24 protein-coding genes are annotated in these 21,074 nt (G+C 69.3%); 10 read left to right on the top strand and 14 right to left on the bottom strand.

Annotation, left to right across the window (positions count from 1 at the left end; all coding sequences use genetic code 11):
* The first annotated feature begins 2 nt into the window (after positions 1-2).
* The 4 genes from KCI33_RS18090 (at position 3) to KCI33_RS00420 (ending at position 3,029) form a co-directional block, all read left to right on the top strand.
* Positions 3-674 carry a FliH/SctL family protein gene (locus KCI33_RS18090; RefSeq protein ID WP_212522773.1) on the top strand — a complete coding sequence of 224 codons (672 nt, stop codon included), beginning with the start codon at positions 3-5 and terminating at the stop codon, positions 672-674.
* Between the two features lie 109 nt (positions 675-783).
* Positions 784-1,074, top strand: a complete 291-nt coding sequence (gene fliN / locus KCI33_RS00430; RefSeq protein ID WP_249138844.1) for a flagellar motor switch protein FliN — start codon at positions 784-786, stop codon at positions 1,072-1,074.
* 31 nt (positions 1,075-1,105) lie between these two features.
* Positions 1,106-1,921, top strand: a complete 816-nt coding sequence (fliP, locus tag KCI33_RS00425) for a flagellar type III secretion system pore protein FliP (protein WP_249138843.1) — start codon at positions 1,106-1,108, stop codon at positions 1,919-1,921.
* Positions 1,922-1,967: 46 nt separating this feature from the next.
* Positions 1,968-3,029, top strand: a complete 1,062-nt coding sequence (locus KCI33_RS00420; RefSeq protein ID WP_212522770.1) for a flagellar motor switch protein FliG — start codon at positions 1,968-1,970, stop codon at positions 3,027-3,029.
* Between the two features lie 26 nt (positions 3,030-3,055).
* Here KCI33_RS00420 and KCI33_RS00415 read toward each other — a convergent pair whose 3' ends face one another.
* The 7 genes from KCI33_RS00415 to KCI33_RS00385 all read right to left on the bottom strand — a co-directional run bounded on the left by KCI33_RS00415 (position 3,056) and on the right by KCI33_RS00385 (position 7,696).
* Entirely contained in the window at positions 3,056-3,883 is an 828-nt protein-coding gene (locus KCI33_RS00415) for a DUF1217 domain-containing protein (RefSeq protein WP_212522769.1), read from the bottom strand.
* Positions 3,880-4,338, bottom strand: coding sequence for a flagellar biosynthesis repressor FlbT (locus KCI33_RS00410; protein ID WP_212522768.1), 459 nt, complete (start codon positions 4,336-4,338; stop codon positions 3,880-3,882). Before KCI33_RS00410 ends, KCI33_RS00415 begins: the two co-directional genes overlap by 4 nt.
* Positions 4,339-4,342: 4 nt before the next feature.
* The gene (locus KCI33_RS00405; protein ID WP_212522767.1) at positions 4,343-4,741 is read right to left on the bottom strand and encodes a flagellar biosynthesis regulator FlaF; all 399 of its coding nucleotides are present in this window, start codon (positions 4,739-4,741) and stop codon (positions 4,343-4,345) included.
* 126 nt (positions 4,742-4,867) lie between these two features.
* Positions 4,868-5,707: a flagellin gene (locus KCI33_RS00400; RefSeq protein ID WP_212522766.1), complete on the bottom strand. Its 840-nt coding sequence runs from the start codon at positions 5,705-5,707 to the stop codon at positions 4,868-4,870.
* A gap of 107 nt (positions 5,708-5,814) precedes the next feature.
* Entirely contained in the window at positions 5,815-6,237 is a 423-nt protein-coding gene (gene flgN, locus KCI33_RS00395; protein ID WP_212522765.1) for a flagellar export chaperone FlgN, read from the bottom strand.
* Entirely contained in the window at positions 6,237-6,560 is a 324-nt protein-coding gene (locus tag KCI33_RS00390; RefSeq protein ID WP_212522764.1) for a rod-binding protein, read from the bottom strand. Before KCI33_RS00390 ends, flgN begins: the two co-directional genes overlap by 1 nt.
* 11 nt (positions 6,561-6,571) lie before the next feature.
* The gene (locus tag KCI33_RS00385; RefSeq protein ID WP_212522763.1) at positions 6,572-7,696 is read right to left on the bottom strand and encodes a flagellar basal body P-ring protein FlgI; all 1,125 of its coding nucleotides are present in this window, start codon (positions 7,694-7,696) and stop codon (positions 6,572-6,574) included.
* Positions 7,697-7,859: 163 nt separating this feature from the next.
* Between KCI33_RS00385 and KCI33_RS00380 the strand changes: the two genes are divergently transcribed.
* Complete coding sequence (locus KCI33_RS00380) at positions 7,860-8,639, top strand: response regulator transcription factor (RefSeq protein ID WP_249138830.1); 780 nt, start codon at positions 7,860-7,862, stop codon at positions 8,637-8,639.
* A 26-nt stretch (positions 8,640-8,665) separates the two neighbouring features.
* Here KCI33_RS00380 and KCI33_RS00375 read toward each other — a convergent pair whose 3' ends face one another.
* The 4 genes from KCI33_RS00375 to KCI33_RS00360 all read right to left on the bottom strand — a co-directional run bounded on the left by KCI33_RS00375 (position 8,666) and on the right by KCI33_RS00360 (position 14,500).
* Positions 8,666-9,748, bottom strand: a complete 1,083-nt coding sequence (locus tag KCI33_RS00375; RefSeq protein WP_212522762.1) for a flagellin — start codon at positions 9,746-9,748, stop codon at positions 8,666-8,668.
* Positions 9,749-9,765: 17 nt separating this feature from the next.
* Positions 9,766-11,187, bottom strand: coding sequence for a flagellar hook-associated protein FlgK (flgK, locus tag KCI33_RS00370; RefSeq protein ID WP_212522761.1), 1,422 nt, complete (start codon positions 11,185-11,187; stop codon positions 9,766-9,768).
* A gap of 73 nt (positions 11,188-11,260) precedes the next feature.
* On the bottom strand, positions 11,261-12,565 hold the full coding sequence (locus KCI33_RS00365; RefSeq protein WP_212522760.1) for a flagellar hook protein FlgE: 1,305 nt from the start codon (positions 12,563-12,565) through the stop codon (positions 11,261-11,263).
* Positions 12,566-12,685: 120 nt separating this feature from the next.
* Positions 12,686-14,500, bottom strand: coding sequence for a hypothetical protein (locus KCI33_RS00360; protein WP_212522759.1), 1,815 nt, complete (start codon positions 14,498-14,500; stop codon positions 12,686-12,688).
* 111 nt (positions 14,501-14,611) lie between these two features.
* Here KCI33_RS00360 and flgF point away from each other — a divergent pair, with 111 nt between their 5' ends.
* From flgF to KCI33_RS00335, 5 genes are all read left to right on the top strand, one after another.
* On the top strand, positions 14,612-15,367 hold the full coding sequence (gene flgF / locus KCI33_RS00355; RefSeq protein ID WP_212522758.1) for a flagellar basal-body rod protein FlgF: 756 nt from the start codon (positions 14,612-14,614) through the stop codon (positions 15,365-15,367).
* A gap of 25 nt (positions 15,368-15,392) precedes the next feature.
* The gene (gene flgG / locus KCI33_RS00350) at positions 15,393-16,178 is read left to right on the top strand and encodes a flagellar basal-body rod protein FlgG (RefSeq protein WP_212522757.1); all 786 of its coding nucleotides are present in this window, start codon (positions 15,393-15,395) and stop codon (positions 16,176-16,178) included.
* Positions 16,179-16,835, top strand: coding sequence for a flagellar basal body P-ring formation chaperone FlgA (gene flgA, locus KCI33_RS00345; RefSeq protein WP_212522756.1), 657 nt, complete (start codon positions 16,179-16,181; stop codon positions 16,833-16,835).
* The gene (gene flgH / locus KCI33_RS00340; RefSeq protein ID WP_212522755.1) at positions 16,832-17,599 is read left to right on the top strand and encodes a flagellar basal body L-ring protein FlgH; all 768 of its coding nucleotides are present in this window, start codon (positions 16,832-16,834) and stop codon (positions 17,597-17,599) included. The genes flgA and flgH overlap by 4 nt, the downstream gene beginning before the upstream one ends.
* A gap of 88 nt (positions 17,600-17,687) precedes the next feature.
* Positions 17,688-18,194 (top strand): hypothetical protein, encoded by a 507-nt coding sequence (locus KCI33_RS00335; protein ID WP_212522754.1) that lies wholly within the window; start codon positions 17,688-17,690, stop codon positions 18,192-18,194.
* 7 nt (positions 18,195-18,201) lie between these two features.
* On the opposite strand, the gene KCI33_RS00330 is transcribed toward KCI33_RS00335, so the two are convergent.
* The 3 genes from KCI33_RS00330 to KCI33_RS00320 are packed head-to-tail and all read right to left on the bottom strand — an operon-like array spanning position 18,202 to position 21,045.
* Complete coding sequence (locus tag KCI33_RS00330) at positions 18,202-18,870, bottom strand: flagellar hook assembly protein FlgD (protein ID WP_212522753.1); 669 nt, start codon at positions 18,868-18,870, stop codon at positions 18,202-18,204.
* 14 nt (positions 18,871-18,884) lie between these two features.
* A complete protein-coding gene (locus KCI33_RS00325; RefSeq protein ID WP_212522752.1) occupies positions 18,885-20,282 on the bottom strand; it encodes a flagellar hook-length control protein FliK in 1,398 nt (465 codons plus the stop codon).
* Positions 20,283-20,298: 16 nt separating this feature from the next.
* The gene (locus KCI33_RS00320) at positions 20,299-21,045 is read right to left on the bottom strand and encodes a sigma-70 family RNA polymerase sigma factor (protein WP_212522751.1); all 747 of its coding nucleotides are present in this window, start codon (positions 21,043-21,045) and stop codon (positions 20,299-20,301) included.
* Positions 21,046-21,074: the final 29 nt, after the last annotated feature.

Here is a 21,074-nt window from a genome sequence, read left to right as displayed (position 1 = left end):
CGGTGAGCTATATCTTCGACCGGAATTTCGACCGCGAGCTGGACCACGAACGCCGCGAGGCAGAGCGCCTCGCCCGCGCCTGCTACACCCCCGAGGATCTGGAGGCCGCGCTCGCCGAGGCGCGGGACGCGGCCTTTCTGGAGGGGCACGCGGCGGGCCGGGCCGAAGCGCTGGCCGAAAGCCTGGAGGCATCGGAGGCCCGCCGGGCCGAGGCGCTCGCGGCGCTCGGGCCGCAGCTGGAGCGGCTGATCGCGGAGGCCGACCGCCACCGCGCCGCGCTGGAGGCGCAGGCGCTGGATTTCACGCTCTCAGTCTGCGAGCAGGTCTTTCCCGAGGTGCTCCGGCGCTGTTCGCGCGATCGCGCCCTGGACCGCGTGAAAAAGACGATCGCGCTCGCGCTCGGCAGCGCCTGCCTACGCGTGGCGCTGTCGCCGAGCGCCCTGCCGCTGCTGCGCCCGGACATCGAGGCGGCGGCGCGCGCCGCCGGGCTGGAGGCCCGGATCGAGATCGCCGTCGATCCGGCGCTGGCGGAGGGCGACGTGCGCATGGAGTGGAACAACGGCTTCATGGACTACAGCTGTGCCGCCATCTGCGACCGCATCCTGACCGCGCTCAGGCAAGCGCAGGCGGGGAACCGTGACACCATCCTGAGGGGAAGGGACGCCAATGTCTGAAACCGAGAACGACGCCAAGGACGCCCCCGGCGCGCGCCTCCAGGGCGGCATCGCCGAGGCGTTGCCCGAGATCGACACGCCGGACGCGCCAGGCACGGTGATCGACAGCATGCTGGGCGGCGGGACGCCGGAGCCAGGCGGCGCGGGGCGCAACATCGACGCCATGCTCAATGTCGGGCTGAACGTGCAGATCGTGCTGGGCCACAGCCGGATGCCCATCGCCAACCTGCTGAAACTCAGCCGGGGCTCGGTGATCGAGCTGGACAAGAAGATCGGAGAGCCGGTGGACGTGGTGATCAACGACCGGCTGGTGGCGCGCGGCGATCTGGTCAAGCTGGAGGGCGAGCGGATCGGCGTCTCGCTGACCGAGATCGTCAAGGACTACATTTCGGGAACCTGACCGCGTGACACACCCCCGCGCCCCTTTCCGTCTGTGCGGCTGCGGCCTGGCTGCGGCGGTGCTGGCCCTGTTCTGGGCGGCGCCGGCGGCGGCGCAGGATGCGGGCGGTTTGCTCGGCTCGCTGTCGCAGGCACTGGGCGACGCGCCGCCGGGGTCGGACGCGCAGGCCTCGCTCAGCGGGCGCATCCTGCAGCTGATCGCGCTGATGACGGTGCTCAGCATCGCGCCGGGGCTGCTGGTGGTGATGACCAGCTTCACCCGCTTTGTCATCGTGTTCTCGATCCTGCGCTCGGCGCTGGGGCTGAACCAGACGCCGCCGAACATGGTGCTTTCCTCGATGGCGCTGTTCATGACCTTCTTCGTGATGCAGCCGGTGTTCGAGGACGCCTGGGAGGGTGGGGTCCAGCCGCTTCTCGACAACGCGATCACCGAGGAGCAGGCGATCGCGCGGGTCGGCGCGCCGTTCAAGACCTTCATGTTCGCCAATACGCGGCCCAAGGACCTGGCGCTGTTCGACGACATCGCCGCGCGCAGCGGAGGAGCGGAGGCCGCCGCGCCGCTACCCGCGCCGGAAAGCGCGGAACAGGCCGGCTGGCGCAGCCTCGTCCCGGCCTTCATGATCTCGGAATTGCGCCGCGCCTTCTCGATCGGGTTTCTGATCTATCTGCCGTTCGTGGCGATCGACCTGATCGTCGCCTCGGTGCTGATGAGCGCGGGGATGATGATGCTGCCGCCGGTGCTGATCTCGCTGCCGTTCAAGGTGATCTTCTTCGTGCTGATCGACGGCTGGTACATGCTGGCGGGCAGCCTGATGGAAAGCTACCTGCCGCTCGCGGGCGGCGGCTAGGCGGGGCGGCGGCGCGCCCCGGGGATGCAATGGAAGGACAGGGCCCATGAACATGGCGACCATCAGGCGGACCACCACCGGCACGGCCTCCGGCCGGGTGATGGGCGAGCGCAGGCTGCGCGGCCCGGAAAAGGCGGCGGTGCTGTTCCTGTGCCTCGGTGAGCAGCGCGGCTCGGAGCTGATGAAGAATCTCGACGAGGCCGACATCCAGAAGATCACCCGCGCGATGGCCGGGCTCGGCGTCATCTCGGCCAAGGCGGTTGAGGAGGTGATGGTCGAGTTCTCGGAAAGCGTGACCAATGGCGGCGGCGTCGTCGGCTCCTTCGCGGTGGCCGAGACCATGCTGCGGAAATTCCTGCCTGACGAGCAGGTGGACGGCATCCTCAAGGAGGTCCGCGGCCCGCTCAAGGAGCGTGACCTCTGGGCGCGGTTCAGCTCGCTCAACGAGACGGTGATCGCCAACTACCTCAAGGGGGAGCACGCCCAGACCGCCGCCGCGATCCTGTCCAACGTCGACCCCGAGGTGGCCGCTAGGGTGCTGCCGCTGATGGGGATCGAGCGGATGCAGGAGGTGGTCGAGCGGATGATCCGCATGGAGGCGGTGCCGCAGCACATGATCAAGCAGATCGAGGAGACGCTGCAGAGCGACATCATCGCCGCCGCCGCCCAGCCCACCGCCGCCGAGCGCCAGCAGCGCATGGCGGATCTCTTCAACCGGCTCGACCGCGACCTGTTCGAGAACATGGCGCCGGTGCTGGAGGAGCGGCTGCCCGACACCTTCAGGAGCATCAAGCAGAAGATGTTCACCTTCGACGACCTGGTGAAGCTCGACATACAGAGCCTCGCGCGGATCATGCGCGGCCTGCAGGGCAATACCCTGCCGATGGCGCTGCGCGGCGCGCGCAAGGAGGTGCGCGATCATTTCCTGAACGCCCTGCCGACCCGGCCGCGCGACATGCTGCTGGAGGAGATGAACACCATGGGCCCGGTGCGCGGCCGCGAGGTGCGCGCGGCGCAGTCGGCGATGGTCGACTACGCCAAGGAACTGGCCGAGGACGAGGTGATCCAGCTGCCCATGGCCGAGGACGACGACGAGATCATCGAATAGGCGGCTGTGGCGCCGTCGCGCCCGGTTCAGGCGTAGGGCAGGCGCGGGGTGGCGCTGATCGCGGCGATGTCGATCGTGACCGGCACGAACCGCCCGCCCGCGCCCGCGGCGAGGGCGCCGTTCATCAGCTGCACGGCGGCATTCTGCTGCAGGGCCGCGGCATTGGTGGCGTCGCTGATGGCCACATATCTTGCCACCAGCTTCTCGACCTCCTTCGGGTCCTGCAGCTTGCCCAGGTCGAGCTTGCCGCGCAGGATCTCGGCCTGGCGGTCGATGTCGAGTTGCACGGTCTCCTCCGGAATGCCGAGGGCGGTGCGCAGGAAGCCGGCCAGCTGTCTGTCCTTGAGGATGTCGAAGGCGTTCCTGACCGTGCCGGCCTTGCGCCGGAATTCCAGCACGCTGCCCACGGTCTCGTTCTGATCGGCCTGGGCGTTGATGAACTGGCGCTGGACGTAGCGATCGACCATCGCCTCGCGCCATTTCCTGCTCAGCGTGTTGAGATTGCCCACGCCGTTCGGGCCGAAGCCAAGGACCTCGTGCATCTCGCGGAACCGCGGGTCGGTCAGGCGGTTGACCAGCGACGAGCGGTCGCCGATGTCGCTTTTCAGGACCTTCCCGATCATCGCCTTGCCGAAGATCTGATCCTCTAGGTCGAAGGCCTTCATCACGAAGACATAGAGGTCGCGGTCGGCCATCAGCTGATCGACCGTTTCGATGGCGCTAACCCGGTCGCGGAAGGTGGTGATGGCGCGCGCGTGCTGGGCGGAATTGCGGATCATCTCGGCCTGGCGGGCGCTGGTCGCGTCCACCAGTTGCAGCCCGAGCCGGGCGTTCATGCCCGAGATCGGGATCATCGCGCCGCGCCTCCGGCCACCGCGCCGGGGGCCGGCGCCTCGGCGATGTCGGGCGCGGCCTCCGGGCGGCGGCCCGAGAGCAGCAGCTCCTCGTGCCGGATCACCGGGCGCAGCGCGCGCAGGGCCTTGTAGTAGTCCGACTGGCTGACATAGTTCGCGGCCTCGAAGATCTGCACCAGGTTGGTGCCGCCGAAGACGGTGGCCAGCGCGGCCAGGTTCTGCTGGATGACCGGCACCAGCTTTTCGCGCAGATCGGCGCGGATCAGAATCGTCTGGATCAGGAAATAGGCCTTGCCCACCGGCGTGGCGGCGGCGTCCTCTTCCAGCAGGTCCTGGCCGCGGATCACATCCGCGTGGCTTTCGATCATCAGCACATGGCGGCGGCCGGAATTGCGGATCGCGCAGCCGTTGACCACGATGCGCTCATGGGGCTTGAGGGTCAGCGTGAGGGCCATCGGATCAACCCTCCGGCCGCGGGGGCTGGCCCGACAGGCCGGCGACGATGCTGCGGTTAATGGCGACAAGCGCGCCAAGGCCCCGCGCGCCGCCCATCACCGCTGTGGTCTGGCGGTCGACCCACAGCGCCAGCGACAGCAGCGAGGCCCGCATGTCTGGCGGAAGGGCGTTGCCCTCGGCGGCGAGGTCGTGTTTCAGAGCGCGCCACATCGCCTGGTTCTCGGTCAGGCTGGCGCGCAGCCCGCCGGCCAGAAGCGCCTGGCGCTCGGATCTGGTTTCGGCGGCGTCGAAGGCCCGGGCATGCTGTTCGAGCTGCCCGGTGAGACGCGACAGGATGCGGCGCTCGATCTGGCGGGGTGTTTCGCTTTCGCGGATGGTCTGTTTGTAGGCGGCAATGCTCATGCGTTCTGCGTCCTTTGCCTTCCGTCATTCTGAACGGGGGAAAACCGCTTTGGCCGTGATCGGCCCGGGTGGTCGGGCCCCGGTTCTCCGGGACCCGTTCACTCGTGGTACGCGACCTGACCCGACTTAGCGGAACAGGCTCAGGATGTTCTGGGGCGCCTGGTTGGCGATCGACAGCGATTGCGTGGCCAGCTGCTGCTGAACCTGCAGCGCCTGCAGACGCGCGGCCTCTTCCTCCATGTCGGCATCGACCATCGCGCCGACACCGCCATCGAGGTTCTCGGTGAGGGCGCCGAGGAACTCCTGCTGCGTCTCGATCGACTTCTCGGCGACGCCCAGCGAGGTGGCCGCGGAGGTCGCGAGCGCGAGCTGGCCCTCGGCCGTCGCGAGATCGGCCGCGAGGTCGATGGAGGTGCTGACGTCGATCGCGGCGAGCGTGTCCTTGATCGCGGTGAGGTCGACCGAGTTGAAGGTCATGGTCGTCGTCGCAAAGGTACCGCCCGAACGGGTGATGCCGGTGACGACGCTGACCGCGGCGCCGCCCGGGGTGGCGCCGTCGGCGTTCACCAGGTCGTCGCCGTTGAAGGTCGACTGGGCGATGGTCGTGGTCATACGCTCGATCAAGCCGTTCAGTTCCTTCTGGATTTCGGTGCGATCCACGGCGTCGCCCTGCGAGAAGGCCACGCGCTCGGCGAACTGGTTGGCAAGATCCATGACCGTCTCGGCGCCGAGGCGGGCCGTGGCGACCGAGTTCTTGGTCAGGGTCAGGCCCTCGTCGATGGCCTTGTACATGCCGCTGTCGCTCTTCATCGTCTCGGAGATGGTGAAGTAGGCGGCGTTGTCCTTGCCCGACTGAACCTTGAGGCCGGTCGAGATCCGGTTCTGGGTCTGCGAGAGGGACTGGTTGATGTTGCGCAGCGTGGAAAGCGCGCTCATCGCGGAGTTGTTCGTGAGAATGGAAGACATGTTCTGCTCCGTTTCTTTCTGAGTCACGATTCATCGTCATTCTGACGAAAAACGGCACCTGCCGTGATGGTGATGTTGGAGCGCAAGGTTTCCAGAAAGTTAACGTTTCAGACCTGCTGGTCGAAGCGTTGCGGAGCCGTCACGGTGCCGTTCCGCGGTTCGCCCCTTGCACCGTAAAGCCCCTTGAGCCCGTGCCGGTCCCGGATCCGGGTGATTTCGGCGACAAGGCCGCCCGTGGCGTCTCGCATCCGCGCGAGCAGCGCCGCGTCATTCTGGATAAGTGACTGTAGGATCTTGAGTTTATCCGGCAATCCGGGCTCTTGGGCGCCGCCTTGACGGACGGCGTTCTCCAGCGCCGGCGCGGCGGCCTCAAGGGCCTCCAGCAGCGCCGTCTTGCGCGGGAAAAGCGCCGCCAGCTTGGCCGTGTCCCCTTGGCCGATGGCGGTGATCTCCTCGCGCAGAAGCGCCGTCAGGGCGTCGATTTCGGCGGATGCCCCGGCGCGCGCCGCATTCTTGTTCGTCCCCGGCATCATCCCTCTCCCTGTGTCGCGGCGGCCTCATAGGCCCCGATTGCGGATTGCACGCTCTGCGCGAGTCCGGTGCGCCCCTGCGCTGCGATCTCGTCGGCCACCGCGCGCGCGAGAAAGCTGCGCCAGGTCTCTTCGGCCTGGCCGCCGCCAAAGCTGCCGGTATCGACGCTGCGCATCATTTCCTCGACCGCCTGAGTCAGGAACAGCGCCTCGAATTCCCGCGCCGCGCTCTGTGCCGCGTCCGGGGCCGCCGCGCCGGGGCGGGCATGCATCCGGGCCGTGACCTGCTGCGCGGCGATGGCGGGCTTTCCGGTGACGTTCATCGCGGTCCTCCTCAGATGATCTCGAGATCGGCATGCAGCGCGCCGGCGGCCTTGATCGCCTGCAGGATGGATATCGTCTCGCTTGCCCCCACGCCGATGGCGTTCAGCCCGTCCACCAGCCGCTGCAGGCTGACATCGCCTTCGAGCATGGTGAAATGCGCCTGTTTTTCCTGCACCTCGACGGTGGTCTGCGGAACCACGACCGTGGTGCCGCCGATGGAGATCGGCTCGGGCTGGCTGACCTCGATGTCCTCGCGCACCATGATGGTCAGCCCGCCCTGGCTGACCGCCACCTTGTCGATCCGCACGTTGTGGCCCATCACGATGGTGCCCGAGCGCGCGTCGATCACCACCTTGGCCACGCTGTCGGGCTGCACGCGCAGGTTTTCGACGCGGGCCATGAATTCGGGCAGGTCGGTCTTGTCGTGGGGACGCACCTCGATCGTGGTGGGGTCGAGCGCGGTGGCGCTGCCGGGGCCGAGGGCCGCGTTGACGGCCTCCTCGACCCGCATGGCGGTGGTGAAATCGGGCGTGCGCAGGGCGATCTGGATCGAGTTCAGGCTGTTGAGGCTGAAGTCGATCTCGTTCTCCACGGTCGCACCGTTCTCGATCCGCGCCACCGTCGGCACGCCCTCGACGATCGAGGCGTTGGCGCCTTGCGCGGCGTAGCCGGCCACGGCGATGGGGCCCTGCGCGACGGCGTAGATATCGCCATCGGCCCCCGACAGCGGGGTCACGATGAGCGTCCCGCCGCGCAGCGACGAGGCGTCGCCCAGCGAAGACACCACCACGTCGATGGTCGAGCCGCGCCGCGCGAAGGGCGGCAGCATCGCCGTGACCATCACCGCGGCGGTGTTCGCGGTTTTCATGTCGTCCTCGGACAGGTTGCCGACGCCCAGCCGCTCCAGCATCCCCTCGATGCTTTTCTGGGTGAAGGGGCTGTTGCGCAGGCGGTCTCCGGTGCCGTTCAGCCCGACCACCAGCCCGTAGCCCACCAGCTGGTTCTCGCGCACGCCCTCGAAGGTGGCGATGTCCTTGATCCGCACCTCGGCCTGCGCCGGTTGGGCGGGCGCGAAGGCCAGCAGCGCCGCCAAAATACCGGCGAGCGGGGCGAGGTGGGGGCGGTGTCGCGTCATGGAGGCCGTCCAATTTGCCATCGGGGTGGGATCAGTCTCGCAAGATTAAACAGCAATAATGTCTGTTGTAGCAAGAACAGATTGAATAAAGTAAAGCAATATATGTGCCAATACTTGACTAATCTTGCATCAGGTTCGTATCATCCCTGGAAATGACCTGACGATGCCCGGCGTCGTCGGGACGCGACCGACCGAGGGACGGATGCATATCTACCTCTTTGAACCACGGGCAGAGCGCCGCCCCGGCGTGATCGCCGAACTCCGGGCCGCGGGCCTGAAGCCAGTGGAAATCGGAGACGATTTCTTTCTTGGGGATCTCGCGCTGCTGACGCGCAAGGGCAGTGAGACGCGGCCCTTCCTGCTGGCCGACACGCCCGGCACGCTGGACAAGATCCGCCTGCTGCGCGAGGCCGGCTGCCGCAACCCGGTGCTGGTGATGCGCGATTTCCGCAACGCAAGGCAGACCGCCGAGGCGCTGGATAGCGGCGCCGACGACGACATCGTGATCCCGCTCAAGGCGGTGGAGCTGCGCTCGCGCATCAATTCGATCACACGGCGGGCCTATGGCCATGCCGCCGAAAGTGTCACCATCGGCGAGGTCACCGCCTATTTCGACGGCCGCGATCCGGAGGTGCAGGGCCAGAGGGTGAAGCTGTCGCGGCGCGAGCACGCGATCTTCCAGCATCTGGCGCTGAACGCGCCGCGCGTGATCTCCAAGGGGGCGATCTATGACGCGGTCTACGGCATGGCCGACGAGCAGCCCTTCGACAAGGTGATCGACGTCTACATCTGCAAGATCCGCAAGAAACTCGGCGGCGCCGCCGCCTCGGGGCATCCGTATATCGAAACGGTCTATGGCCGCGGCTACAAGTTCGCGCCGGCCGACCCGGCCGACCCGGCCGCCGCGGAACCGTTGGCCGGGGTTCTGTCCGCGGCCGAATAGGTGCCACCACCGGCCCCGGCCGCGCCTCACATGAAGTTCAGAAAGCTCAGCCGGGACAGCCGCGCGGTCACCGCATAGGTTGCCTCGAGCTGGGTCTGAAGCGTGGACAGGCGGCTCGCCGCCTCATAGGGATCCACCCCCTCCAGCGACAGGATCTGGCTGTTGTAGAGGTCGTTGCGGTCGGTCTGGGTGGCGATCGTCTGGGCCAGCAGCTGTTGCTGGCCCCCGAGCCGCGCCTCGGTCTCGATCAGTCCCTCGACCCCGGCGCTCACGGCATCGACGGCGGCGCCGACCCAGGCACGGTAGGCGTCCGGGTCGGCGATCTGGGCCGGGTCGGTGGCGGCCAGCATCGACAGGCCGCGCAGCAACTCGGTGAACGGCGCGTCGTTGGCCTGCACCCCGTAGGACAGCGTGACACCCTCCTCGACATGCGCCGTCAGCCGCGGCGACGGCGCCCCGCCCGCATCGAGCCGCGGCGTGCCGTTGTAGAAGGTCGCCTCGAAATTGCGGGCGGGCTGCCCGGCATCGGCGCTGGCGAAGATCGTCTCCAGCTCGGCGGCCTTGGCCGCGGCGTCGGCCGCCCCTGTGAACCCGCCGCCGATCACGCCCTCGACCACGTCGCGCGGCGACAGGCCGGACCGCGGATTCACCTCGTCCCAGCCCTGCAGTGGCGGCTGACCGCTGTCGACGCCGGCAAACAGCGCCGCGCCGTGATAGGAGGCGTTGATCTGGCTCTGCAACTGGTCGAGCGCGGTGCGGGCGGCCGTCTGCATCGCCTCGACGGTCGCGCCGGGCGCATCGCGGCTGGAGATCGCGAGGTCAAGAACGCCCTGCGCCGTGCCGCGGATCACCCCGAGCAGCTCCGCCATCATCTCCATCCGGTTGCCCAGAACCTGGTTCGATGCGATCAGCCCCGCGTTGCGGTCCATCCGCGCGCGCAGCGCCAGCGTCTCGGCTGATCGCATGCCCAGCGAGCGGTAGACATCCGCCCGCGTCCCGGTCGAGACCTCCTGCGAGGCCCGACCCATCTGGTCCTGCAGGTCGGCGGCGATGCGCCGGCGCGTCAGCAGCGCCTGCAGGGTCGAGACCGTCGATATCGGGGTGGTCATCCTCGCATCCCTTCCGTTCAGACCGCGGCCAGCAGCGCGTCGAGCATCTCGCCCAGGGTCCGCATGACCTGCGAATTCGCGGCATAGGCCTGCTCGATCGCCGTGAGCTGCTGCAATTCGTCGTCCACGTTGACGCCCTCGCTGCCCGAGCGCGCGGCGGCGATCGCTGCCGCCCCGGCTTGGAGCCTGTCCAGCCGGTCCTGAGCGTCCACGCGGACGAATTGCTGGCTGGAGATCAGGCTGGCGGCATAGCCGGTCAGCGTCGCCGTGTCGCCCAGCCCGGCCTGCGTGTCGAAGCCGTGCGCCGTCTCCAGCGCCGTGAGGAAGGCGTTGATCTGGCTGGCGTCGCTGGCCGCGCCCGGCGCGGCGGCGCCGACCCCGTCGCGGATCCGCCAGAGCGCGCCGCCCGCCTCGGGGCGCACGGCGGCGTTGACGGACAGCCGCCCGGCCAGCCCCTCGCGCTGGGCCGGGTCATAGGCGGCGCCGGCATCGGTGAACAGCCCCGCCTGCCCCGGCGCGCGCGAGGTATCGGCCGCCTGGAAACCTTCGACCAGCGCGCGGGCGAATTCGTCGAGCTGCAACTGCATCTGCGGCAGCATCTCGTTCTGCAGCGCCAGCGCGCCGGCCAGCCGTCCCTCCTCGAAGCCGCGCACGCCCGCGGCGCCCGGCGTAATCTCGATGCCGCCGGCCGTCAGCCGTCCCGCGGCCGCGTCATAGCTGACCCGCGCCACCGTGCCGCCCTCGATCAGCGGCGTGCCGCCGGCGCTGTGCAGGGTCACGCGGCCTTGAGCGTCGCGGCTCACCCGCAGGTCCATCAGTTCGGAGATCGCGTCGAGGCGCACGCCGAGCGCGTCTTCCAGCGTGGCCCGAGTGGCGGTCGCGCCGTCCTCCCGCGCGATCCGGTCGTTCAGCCCCGAGACCTCGCCCAGAAGCCGGTTCAGGCTCTCCACGTCGCGCCGGACCCCCTCGCGCGCGGTCGCGGCCGCTTCGGCCAGTCCGGTCGAGGCATCGTTGAGCGACCGCGTCAGCGCCTCGGCGGCCTCCAGCGCGGCGCGCTGGAGCGACGGGTCCGCCGGGTTGTTGGCCAGGACGTCGAAGGTGGTCTGGAAATCGGTCAGCCGGGTGGTCAGCGCGTGGGTGTCGCCGGGTTGGCCGAGCCGGGCGGCGTAGGCCTCCAGCCCCTCGGCCACGGCGTCCTGCCGCGCCATACGCCCCAGCTCCAGCCGGTGCATCCTCTCCAGCGCGCCGTTCACCTCGCGGCGCAGCCCGGTGACGGCCACCCCGGCCGTCCTGTCGCCCGCGCCGCCGGACAGGGTCAGCCCGCGGCGCACATAACCCTCTCGCTGGGCGTTGGCGATGTTGCCCGAGGTGACCTCGGCCCATTTTTCAGTCATGCGCAGCCCGCTCTGGCTGGCGGTGAACGCGCCGGTGATGCTCATGCCGGGGGTGCCTCCTTGTTATCGGCGCGCCCGCCCGGCCCCGCGGGGCGACGGGCGGGCGCACCCTGCTCGATCAGCGTTTCAGCCGCATCGTTTCGTCCAGCATCTCGTCCACGGTGGTGATGATCTTGGCGTTGGACGAATAGGCGCGTTGGGTCTGGATCAGGTCGGTCAACTCCTGCGCCACCTCGACGTTGGAGCTTTCAAGGGCGCCGGAAACGATCTTTCCGGTCGAGCCGCTGCTCGCGGTGCCAAGCTCCATCGGGCCGGAATCGCGCGACAGCGTGTAGGCGTTGCCGTCCTGTGCCAGCAGGCCGTTGGGGTTGGTCACCTCGGCCAGCGGGATGTTGTAGAGCAGCTTGCGGCCGCCGTTGTCGAAGATCCCGAAGACATCGCCGCGCTCGTCGATCTCGGCGCGCACCAGCGTGCCGGTCTGGAAACCGTCCGTCTCGTATCTGGGCGCCGAGTAGTCGCCGGCGAACTGGGTGATGCCGTCGTGGCTGCCGGGGGCGCCGATGGTCAGGTCGATCACCTGCGGCACGGCACCGTTGTTGATCGTCAGGGTTGCGACGCCGGTGGCCGGGTTGAAGGCGAAGTTGGCGGGCGCGGGCGCGGTGTTGGTGATGTTGCTGTAGGCCAGCGGGGCGCCGGCGAGGGCGCCGCTGTCATGGAAATCCACCGTGACCGTGCCGTAGCTCGTGCCCGCCGCATCCGAAATGGTCAGGTCCCATTGGTTGGGCGTGGCGCTGGGCTGCCAGGACAGCCGCATCTGGTCCGCCGCCCCGAGCGGCGAGAAGAACTGCGCAGAGGACACGAAGGGCGCGCCGGGCGTGGCCAGGCCGGTTTCCTGCGCCGGCAGGTTGCCCGAAAGGCTCATCGCCGAGGTCGCCTCGCCCGGCAGGGTGAAGCTGCCGACATTCACCGTCTCCAGATCGCCGAAGCCGGTCCGGTTCACCGTGCCCAGCGTGCCGCTGGAATCATAGGGAAAGCCCGCCAGGTAAAGGCCCGCCGCGTTGCGCAGGTTGCCGTTCTCATCGGGCTGGAACGCCCCGGCGCGGGTCAGCGAGTAGTTCGATTCGGCCGGATCGTTGGGGTTTTTCGACACGACGAAAAAACCCGGTCCGCCGATGGCCAGATCGGTGGCGCCCGAGGTGGGACGCAGGGAGCCTTCCTTGACGATCTCGGCGCCTTGCACGGCCTGCACCCCGGCCGGGGCGAAGCCGTTGGCGTTGCTGCTGGTCGAGGTCACCATTTGCGCGAAGGTGCGCCGGTAGCCGTCGGTATTGGCGTTCGCGATATTGTCCGAGATGCGTCCGACCCTGGTGGAATTCGCCTGGAGGCCGCTGACGCCCGTCTGCATGGCGTTTGAGATGCTCATGGAAGGTCTTCCTTTCTTCTCTGTGCCACTTCCTTGGTCTGAAAGATAAAGCGCAAACTTTTCTTGCGGGTTAAAGAATTGGTAAATTCTCGCCGGTTTGCGTATTCTTGCTAATTCAGTTCAGTTCGACACCGCCTGTATGGCCCTCAGGCGGTCGAGGGTCCGGCCCGCATCGTCGACCCGGGCCCGCGCCGCCTCTTCGCGCAGCGGCAGCGTGGCGGGCGCCTCCTGCATCAGGCTGGTGGCGATCTCGGCCCATTGCGGGATGTCGGTGAGTGCGGGAAAGGCCTCGGCCAGGGCCAGCGTCTGCGCGCGGTCCCCGGAGCGGTGCGCCGCGAGCAGCAGGTTGATCGCGTCGCCAAAGCGCAGCGCGTCGCCCTGCCGGTGCCAGAGCCGCGCGTAGGCCGCCTTGGCCGCCGTCCAGTCCTCGCGTGCGAAATGCGCCTCGGCCTTGATCCGCAGGTAGTCCTCCGAGGGCAGGGTCACCTGGGTCTCCAGCACGCGCTCCGGCGCGCCCGTCGCGTCGAACAGCCGCGCCTGGAGCAGGTTCAACCGGTCGCGCAGCGCCGTCGAGTCCGTGTCGATGCCGCGCGCCAGCAGCGCCGCGACCGCCTCGTGCTGGCCGCCCGTCAGCAACGCCTCCGCCTGTTTCAGGCGCAGCGCGTCCAGCCGCTCCGGCGCGACCTCCGCGAGGCCGAGGTCGCGCGCTACCGCGAGGTAGTCATGGATCATCCCGTATTCCCGCGCGGCCACGTCGCTGGCCCCCGCCGCGAGGAACCGCTCGGCGAAGACTTCCGCCAGCCGGTCGAAGCCGGGCGCGAGCCGGTAGTCGCGCGAAATCTGCCGGTGGCCCAGCATGAAATCCGACAGCGGTATGTCGCCCTCGGCGGCGCGGGCATAATAGGTTTCGAGCAGCCCCTGTGCCCGCGTCCGGGCCGCTTCGGCGGTGGGGGTGTCGGGGTAGCTGCTGAAAAGCTCGCCCAGAACCTCCAGCGCCGCCACGCTGTCGCCCAGCGCGATCTCGGCCTCGGTCAGCGCCTGCAATGTCTCCACCGCCAGCGCGTCGCCGCGCCAGATCTGCCGCGCCTGCGCCAGCAGCACCCGCGCCTCGGCGGCGGTCAGCGTGCCGGTCTCCTGGCCCAGGCGCACCAGCGCCAGCCGGGCCCGCTGCGCCCAGCGGTCGCTGCCCGCCGCGACCAGCGCGTAGCTGTCGAAGGCGGCCAGAAGTTCGCCTCCGGCATGGGCCGCGCGGCCCAGCAGGAAGTGATAGGCACTGCCGTCGCGCAACTCGGCGTGGTCCTTGAAACGCGCGGCCAGATCGCGGGCCATCTGCCAGTGCCCGGCCTCGATCGCGGCCTCCAGCAGGCCCGGCAGGACGGCGGCCTGAAAAGGCGCGGGATAGGCGTCAAGCCGGAGGAGCGCGCCGTCCAGATGCGCCGCCGCCTCCGCAGGCGAGCCCCGCCGGAGTTCGTCCAGCGCCAGGAAAAGCGGCCGGTCCGCCCAGCCCTCCCAGCCCGCGTCGAGCCGGGCGCGGTCCGCGTCCCGCAGCGGCGCGCCGCGCGGGTCCAGCAGGTCGAGGGCGAGCGCCACGGCGTCCCCGCGCGCGGCCGGCGCGGGCGCCAGCGGAAGCCCGTCGAGGCCCGACAGGATCGACCGCCCCTCCGGAACCAGCGCCTGAGCCAGGTAGAACTCCGCCATGTCGAGCAGCGCGGCGCCTGCTGCCGCCGCGCCCTCCGCCTGCGCGAAGGCCGCCTGAAGCGCGGCGCGCCGCTCCAGGAAGGGCGCGGCGTCGTGGCGGGTCAGGTCGAAGGCGGGGGGCAGCGCCTGCGCTGCGGCCGGCGCCTGTGCGGGCAGGGGGGCGACCGGCAGATCGGACGCGCGCAGGGTGCCCGGAAAACCCGCGAAGGCCAAGATTATGCAAAGATTAGCGCGCAAGGTCAGCCTTCAGTCCATAAAAAACTTGCGATATCCTAGAATAAAATACACAGTATTCAAGAACAGAGCGAATATCTGTGCGATTTGTTCTTAGGAGTTGCGGGCAAGCACATGGACAATTCCATCTATGTCTCTCTCTCCCTCGCCACCGCCATGCGGCGCGAGATGGATGTGACGGCGAACAACATCGCCAACGCCAACACCGCGGGCTTCAAGGGGGAGCGCGTCGTCTTCGACTCCTTTCTGCATGACGCGCAGGGTCCGGGCGCGGAAGGCGGCACGAGCTTCGTGGTCGATCGCGGCTCCTACCTGGATGAGCGGCAGGGCGCGGTGACGCAGACCGGTAACACGCTGGACGTGGCGCTGCAGGGGCCGGGCTGGTTTTCCTACCAGACCCCCGAGGGGCGGCTGGCTTATGGCCGCGACGGCCGGTTCGGCCTCGACTCGCAGGGCAACCTCATCACGCTGAGCGGCGCCCGCGTGCTGGATATCGGCGGCGGTCCCATCGCGCTGCCCCCCGATCTGGGAAGCAATGTCACCATCACCAAGGACGGCAGCATCACCGCCGAGGGCCGCGGGGTGATCGCCCAACTCGGGGTGTTCACCCTGCCCGACCTGCAATCCTACGAACGCATCGGCAACGGCCTGTTCGTGCCGCCCGAAAGCCGCCCCGGCCAGGCGCGGCCGGTGCCCGATCCCGACACCGAGGTCGTGCAGGGTGCGATCGAGGCCAGCAATGTGCAGCCGGTCGTCGAGATGACCCGCATGATGTCCATCCAGAGAGCCTATGAACGGGCGGCCAAGCTGATGAGCGGCGCGGACGACCTGCGCCGCGACACGCTGCGCCGCCTCGGCCAGACCGGCTGACCCGCCTAACGCGAAGGAGCCCGCCATGAAAGCCCTCGGAATCGCCGCCACCGGGATGCTTGCCCAGCAGACCAACGTGGACGTGATCTCAAACAACATCGCCAACGCCAACACCACCGGCTTCAAGTCCAGCCGCGCGGCGTTCCAGGACCTGATCTACGAGACCCGCGAACGCGAGGGCGCGCTGACCTCGCGCGAGGGTTCGACGCGCCCGACCGGCGTCGATGTCGGGTTGGGCGTGCAGACCGCGGGCACCGTGCGGCTGAACACGCAGGGCGGGCTGGCGCAGACCGAGAACCAGCTCGACATGGCGATCGACGGGCGCGGCTATTTCGCGGTCAACCTGCCCGACGGCAGCCGCGCCTATACCCGAGACGGCTCGTTCCAGCTCTCGGCCGAGGGTCAGCTGGTGACGCTGCAGGGCTACGAGGTCGATCCGGGCGTGGTCTTCCCCGACAACACCGTCAAGGTAGAGGTCAGCGAGCAGGGCACCGTCATGGCCTTCGTCGAGGACGATCCCCAGCCGGTCGAGTTGGGACAGCTGACGCTGGCGACCTTCACCAATGACGCCGGGCTGAAGCAGCTGGGCAACAACCTGCTGCGCTCCACCGTCGCCTCGGGCGATCCGGTGCAGGCCAATCCGGGCGATCCTGGCGTCGGGATGATCCGGCAGGGCTACCTGGAGAATTCGAACGTCAACATCATCCAGCAGATCACCGACCTGATCTCGGCCCAGCGGGCCTATGAGATGAACTCCAAGGCGATCGAGACCGCGGATCAGATGATGTCCACCGCGAACCAGATCAAGTAGATGAAACGCCTGGTTTTCTTTCTGGTGCTGGCGCTGCTGCCCGGCCTCGCCGGGGCCGAGGCGCTGGACGTGCTGATCGAGGAAAAGGCGCGCGCCGAGTTTGGCGCCACCCTGCCGGACACCGGCGAATTCGAGATCACGCTCAAGGCCGGCGGGTTGGAGGAGGCGGTGATGCTGTCGGCGTTCTGGATGGACAGGGCCACCGGACAGTTCGTCGCCAACGCCGTGACCGGCGAGGGGGAACTGCGCCGCGTCACCGGGCTCGCGCTGCTGACGGTGCCGGTGCCGGTCCCCGTCCGTCGCCTGATGCCCGAAGAGATCATCGCCGAGGCTGATCTCAGGGTGCTGCGCCTGCCGCATGGCCGGGTTGGCAGCTTCGCGGTGACGCGGGTCGAGGATCTGGTGGGCATGCAGGTGCGCAGCCTGCTGGCGCAGGGCCGCCCCGTCATGGCGCAGTCGGTGCAGGCGCCGCGGATCATCGACCGCGGCGACAAGGTCGCCATCCGCTACACCGACGGCCTGCTGGAACTGACCGCTCCGGGCCGGGCGCTGGCCGACGCGCACCGCGGCCAGGAGGTCAAGATCGTCAATCTCGTCAGCAACGCCTCGGTGGTCGGGATCGCCACCGCCGAGGGAGTCGTGGAGGTCACCCGATGACCCGTCATCCGTTCCAGGCTGTCTCGCTCCTCGCCCTTGCCGCCGCCGCGCTCAGCGGCTGCGGCGAGCCGGTCTTCGACCGCGACCCGCGGGTGTCAGGCGTGGGCATGGACGTCGAGGCCATGCCCGAGGTCGCCCGCATCCAGGTGCCGATGCCCCCGCAGGAGCCGCGCAAGCTGCGGAAGCGTGCCGAGGCGGCCTCGCTGTGGGAGCGCGGCTCGGGCGGGTTCTTCGCCGATCAGCGCGCCTCCCAGGTGGGCGACATCCTGACCATCAACATCGAGATCGACGACGAGGCGCAGCTGCGCAACGCCACCCAGCGCGAGCGGCAGGGCGGCAGCACGATCGGTTTCCCGGTGTTCTTCGGCTATGGCAGCCAGATCGACAAGATCCTGCCCGGCGTCGGAGCCGAGGATCTGCCCTCGGGGGATATCGTCGATCTGTCCTCCGGCACCCAGGCTTCGGGCTCGGGCGCGATCAACCGCAACGAAACGATCAGCCTGAAGGTTGCGGCGCTGGTGGTGCAGGAGCTGCCGAACGGCAACCTCGTGGTCGCCGGGCGCCAGGAGGTGAAGGTGAACCAGGAACTGCGCGAATTGCGCGTGGCTGGCATCATCCGCCCCGAGGACATCCAGATGAACAACGCCATCGCCTACGACAAGATCGCCGAGGCTCGCATCACCTATGGCGGCCGCGGCCAGATCTCGCGCCAGCAGGCGCGCGGCTACGGCGAGGACGTCATGGACGTAATTCTGCCGTATTAATCCAGAAAAATTGCCCAACTTCGCTGGGATTTTTGCCCCAATGCGGTGCCAGAGATGGACCGCAGAGGCAAATTGACACCGGGTGGACATGAGACAGATGCTGGTAATGATGGCCGCCGTGCCGGCCGCCTGCCTGGCGGCGGGCTACGGCGCGGGCAAATATCTCGCCCCAGCCCCCACCAGGGCCGCGGCGATCGAAAGCGCGGCCGAGGCCCCTTTCGAGGCCGCGGCGGGCGAGGCGGCCGTCCCGACCGGCGAGCGGGCCGCGGCGGGCCCCCATCTGGTCAATCTCGGGCGCATGACGGTGCCGGTCCAAAAGCCGCGCAGCGTGACCTATGTGGTTGCGGATCTCGGCGTTTCGCTGCCGGATTCCCGCAGCGCCAACCACTACCGCCTGGGCGAGAACGCGGCGCGGCTGCGCGACGCCATCCTCGCCTCGCTGACGCGCGCGGCACAGGGGCCGATCCTCAAGGGCGTGGCCGTCGACACCGAGGCGCTGTCGGGCATGATCCGGGCCGACCTCAACGCCAGTTTCCCCGAGATCGAGGACGTCCTGTTCCTGTCCTTCTTCAAGAAGGACGTTCCGCGCGGCTAAGCGCCCGTCACTCGATGCCGAGCACCTGGGTCGAGCGGACCTCCTCGCCGTTGCGCAGGACCAGCATTGGCGCGCCGTCGCGGAAGGCCAGCTGCTCGACCCGCGTGGTGGCGTAGCCGGCGTAGGAGACCGGCGCGTCCTCGGCATCCACCGCCTCGATCGCCACCTCGAAGACGCCGTCGGGCACCGGCAGGCCATAGCTGTCCTTTCCGTCCCAGACCAGGTCGTGCCGGGTGCCGGGATCGGTCGGCAGGCCGCGGATCTCGCGGATGACCGTGCCGTCGGCGTGGCGCAGCACGGCCTTGACGCTCTGCGCCGCCTCGCTCAGCCGGAAGGAGAAGGTTCCGCTGCCGCCCTGCAACTCGATCCGGCCGCTGGGCAGGGTCACGTCGCGCCCGATCAGCTGCATGTCCGCCATCGCCCCCACGCTCGACAGCTGGCTGCTGATACCCTCCAGGTTGGCATTGGTCACGATCGACTGCTCGACCTGCGACAGCTGCGCGAGCTGCGAGACGAAGGTCGTCGAATCCATCGGTTCGAGCGGGTCCTGGTTGGCGATCTGCGCCGTGAGCAGCCTGAGAAAGCTGTCGTAATCGGCGCCGAGCTTGGTCATCGCGCTGCGGCTGGCCGCAACGGGGGCCGCGGGCTGCGCTGCGCTGGTGCTGTCGACGGTCATGGGCTCTCCTGCTCTCAGGTGATGATGTCCAGCCGCCCGGATCCGGGCAGGTGGGCCGCCCGGCGCGGGGCCGGCTCGAGGGTGTTGTTGTCGTTCTCGTCGGGGCCTCCCTGGCGGGGCGCGGGCGGGGCCGTGTCGTCGCGCTGCTGGCGCGGCTGGCCGAACGCCTCGAAGTCGAGGGCGCTGTCCTCGACCGCCACGCCGCTGTCGCCGAGCACCGCGAGAAGCGCGCCGCGGTGATCGCGCAGCGCATTGAGAACGTTTGGATTTTCAGCCCGTAACACCAGCCGCAGCTTGCCGGCCTCGTCGGCGTGCAGGTCGATCTCGATGGTCCCAAGGCCGCGCGGCGACAGTTCGATCCGGGTGTGACCCTCGCTGAAGCTGGTGCCGCGGATCTGGTTGGCGATGCTGCGGGCGAAGCCGCTGGGCGCGGCCGAGGGCTGCTGAGGCGCGTGGGCGCTGCGCGTCTCGGCGGGGTCGGCCGGGCCGGGCGCGCGCAGTTCGGCCGCGGGGGCCTGCGGTATCTGCGCCTGCGGCAGGGGCGCCGCATCGGCGGCGGGGGCCTTGGCCTGTAGGGCGGCGACCAGCAGCTCGGCCGCGCGCGAATGCGGCGCGGCGGGCGTGCTGTCCGCGGCGCCGTCCGCGCCGGGCGGCTGGGGTGTCATCCCCGCGACCGGAGGGTGCGGCGCGGGTCGGGCCGCCTGGACCGGCGGCGCGGGGATTGCGCCCTGTTGCTGTTGCGTGGCCAACGCGGCCAGCGTGGCCGGACGGGGGGGCGCCTCCGCGATTGCCGCCGTCCCCGCGACGGCCCGCGCGGGCGGGACGGGCGGCAGCGCGGCCTGGGCAGGCGCGGGGCCGGACGGGGCCGACGCAGACGCGACATCGCTCAGCCCGAGCAGGCCGGCGGCGAGCGCGAACATGGCCTCGGCCACCGCCACCCCGGCGGCCTCGCCATCGGCCGGAACCGCGGCGGGCGGGGTGGCCGGGGCGGTCAGCAGCGCGGCGAGATTGGCGCCCAGCGTCTGAAGGCTGTCGGCGCCGGTCGCGGCGTCGAAGGCGTGCAGCATCTCGCCCAGCCGGGCGGCCGCCTGGGCGAGGATCGCCTGGGCCGCGTCCAGCCCGCCGCCACCGGCCTCGGCGTCTTTCAGTGCGGTCGTGGTGGCGCTGGCGAGGGTTTCGAGGCCGGCCATCAGCCCAGCCAGGGCCGCGTGCCGGGCCTCCGCGCCGCCGGGGGTCGCGATCTGCCGGGGCAGGGAGAGGGCCGGAGACGCGGCGGCCCCGGACGCGCCGGCGCGCAGCCGGGCGAAAAGCGCGGCGAAGCCCTCTGCCTGCCCGGCCGCGCCGCGGGGTTTGGGGCCTGTCGCGGCGGCCGTTGCGGACGGCGCCGTGCGGGCCGTGAACACCATTTGCATCGCTTTCGCCCGCCTCCTAATTCAGCAGCGCCAGGTGGAACCCGGATTCGAGCAGCTGCCGGCGCAGCCGCATCAGCGCCCGGTTCTCGACCTGCCGCAGCCGTTCGCGCGGCATGCCGAGATCGGTTGCCACCACCGCGACGTGGTCGGGCATGGTTTTCAGCTTGCGGCGGCGGATGATCTCCGCCTCGACGGGATCGAGTGCGTCGAGTGCCTCGTGCAGCATGCGCTCCAGCAGGCCCTGCGAGGAGCGGGCCACCACCGCCTCTTCCGGCGTCAGGTCCGGGCTGGGCAGGCGGTCCGCCGCTGGAATGCCATCCTCGCCCAGCGGTGCGTCCAGCGCGACCTGTCCATGGATCGCCATCTGCGCCTGCGCGGCCTCCTCGCCGATCAGTCGGCCCATGCGGGCGTCGATATAGGCGCGGGGCGGGATGTCGATCACCGTCTTGACCCGGGTCAGCGCGGTCGAGATCGAGGTCATGACCCACCACGAGGAATAGGTGGAGAAGCGCACGTCGAGGGCGCGGTTGAAATTGTCCGCGGCGCGCATCAGCCCGATCATTCCCTCGGCGGCGAGATCCTCGAGATGCACGGGGTTGTTGGTCCAGCGTGACGCCTGCGACCAGGCCTGACGGGCGTGCGAGCGCAGCAACAGCTCCAGCGCGTTGCGGTCGCCGTCTTCCTGCCACCTGCGCAGGGCGTCGCGCTCCTGCTCGACAGGCAGGAGCGGCTCTCTCATCGCTGCCAGGTAGGTGATGGACATAGAAAGAATGCCTCGCACTATCCTTGTCT

Source organism: Actibacterium sp. MT2.3-13A (assembly GCF_018139985.1).
In the GTDB taxonomy this organism is placed as follows: domain Bacteria; phylum Pseudomonadota; class Alphaproteobacteria; order Rhodobacterales; family Rhodobacteraceae; genus JAGSOU01.
Note: the sequence above shows the minus strand (reverse complement) of the source record. Positions and strands in the feature narration are given on the sequence as shown.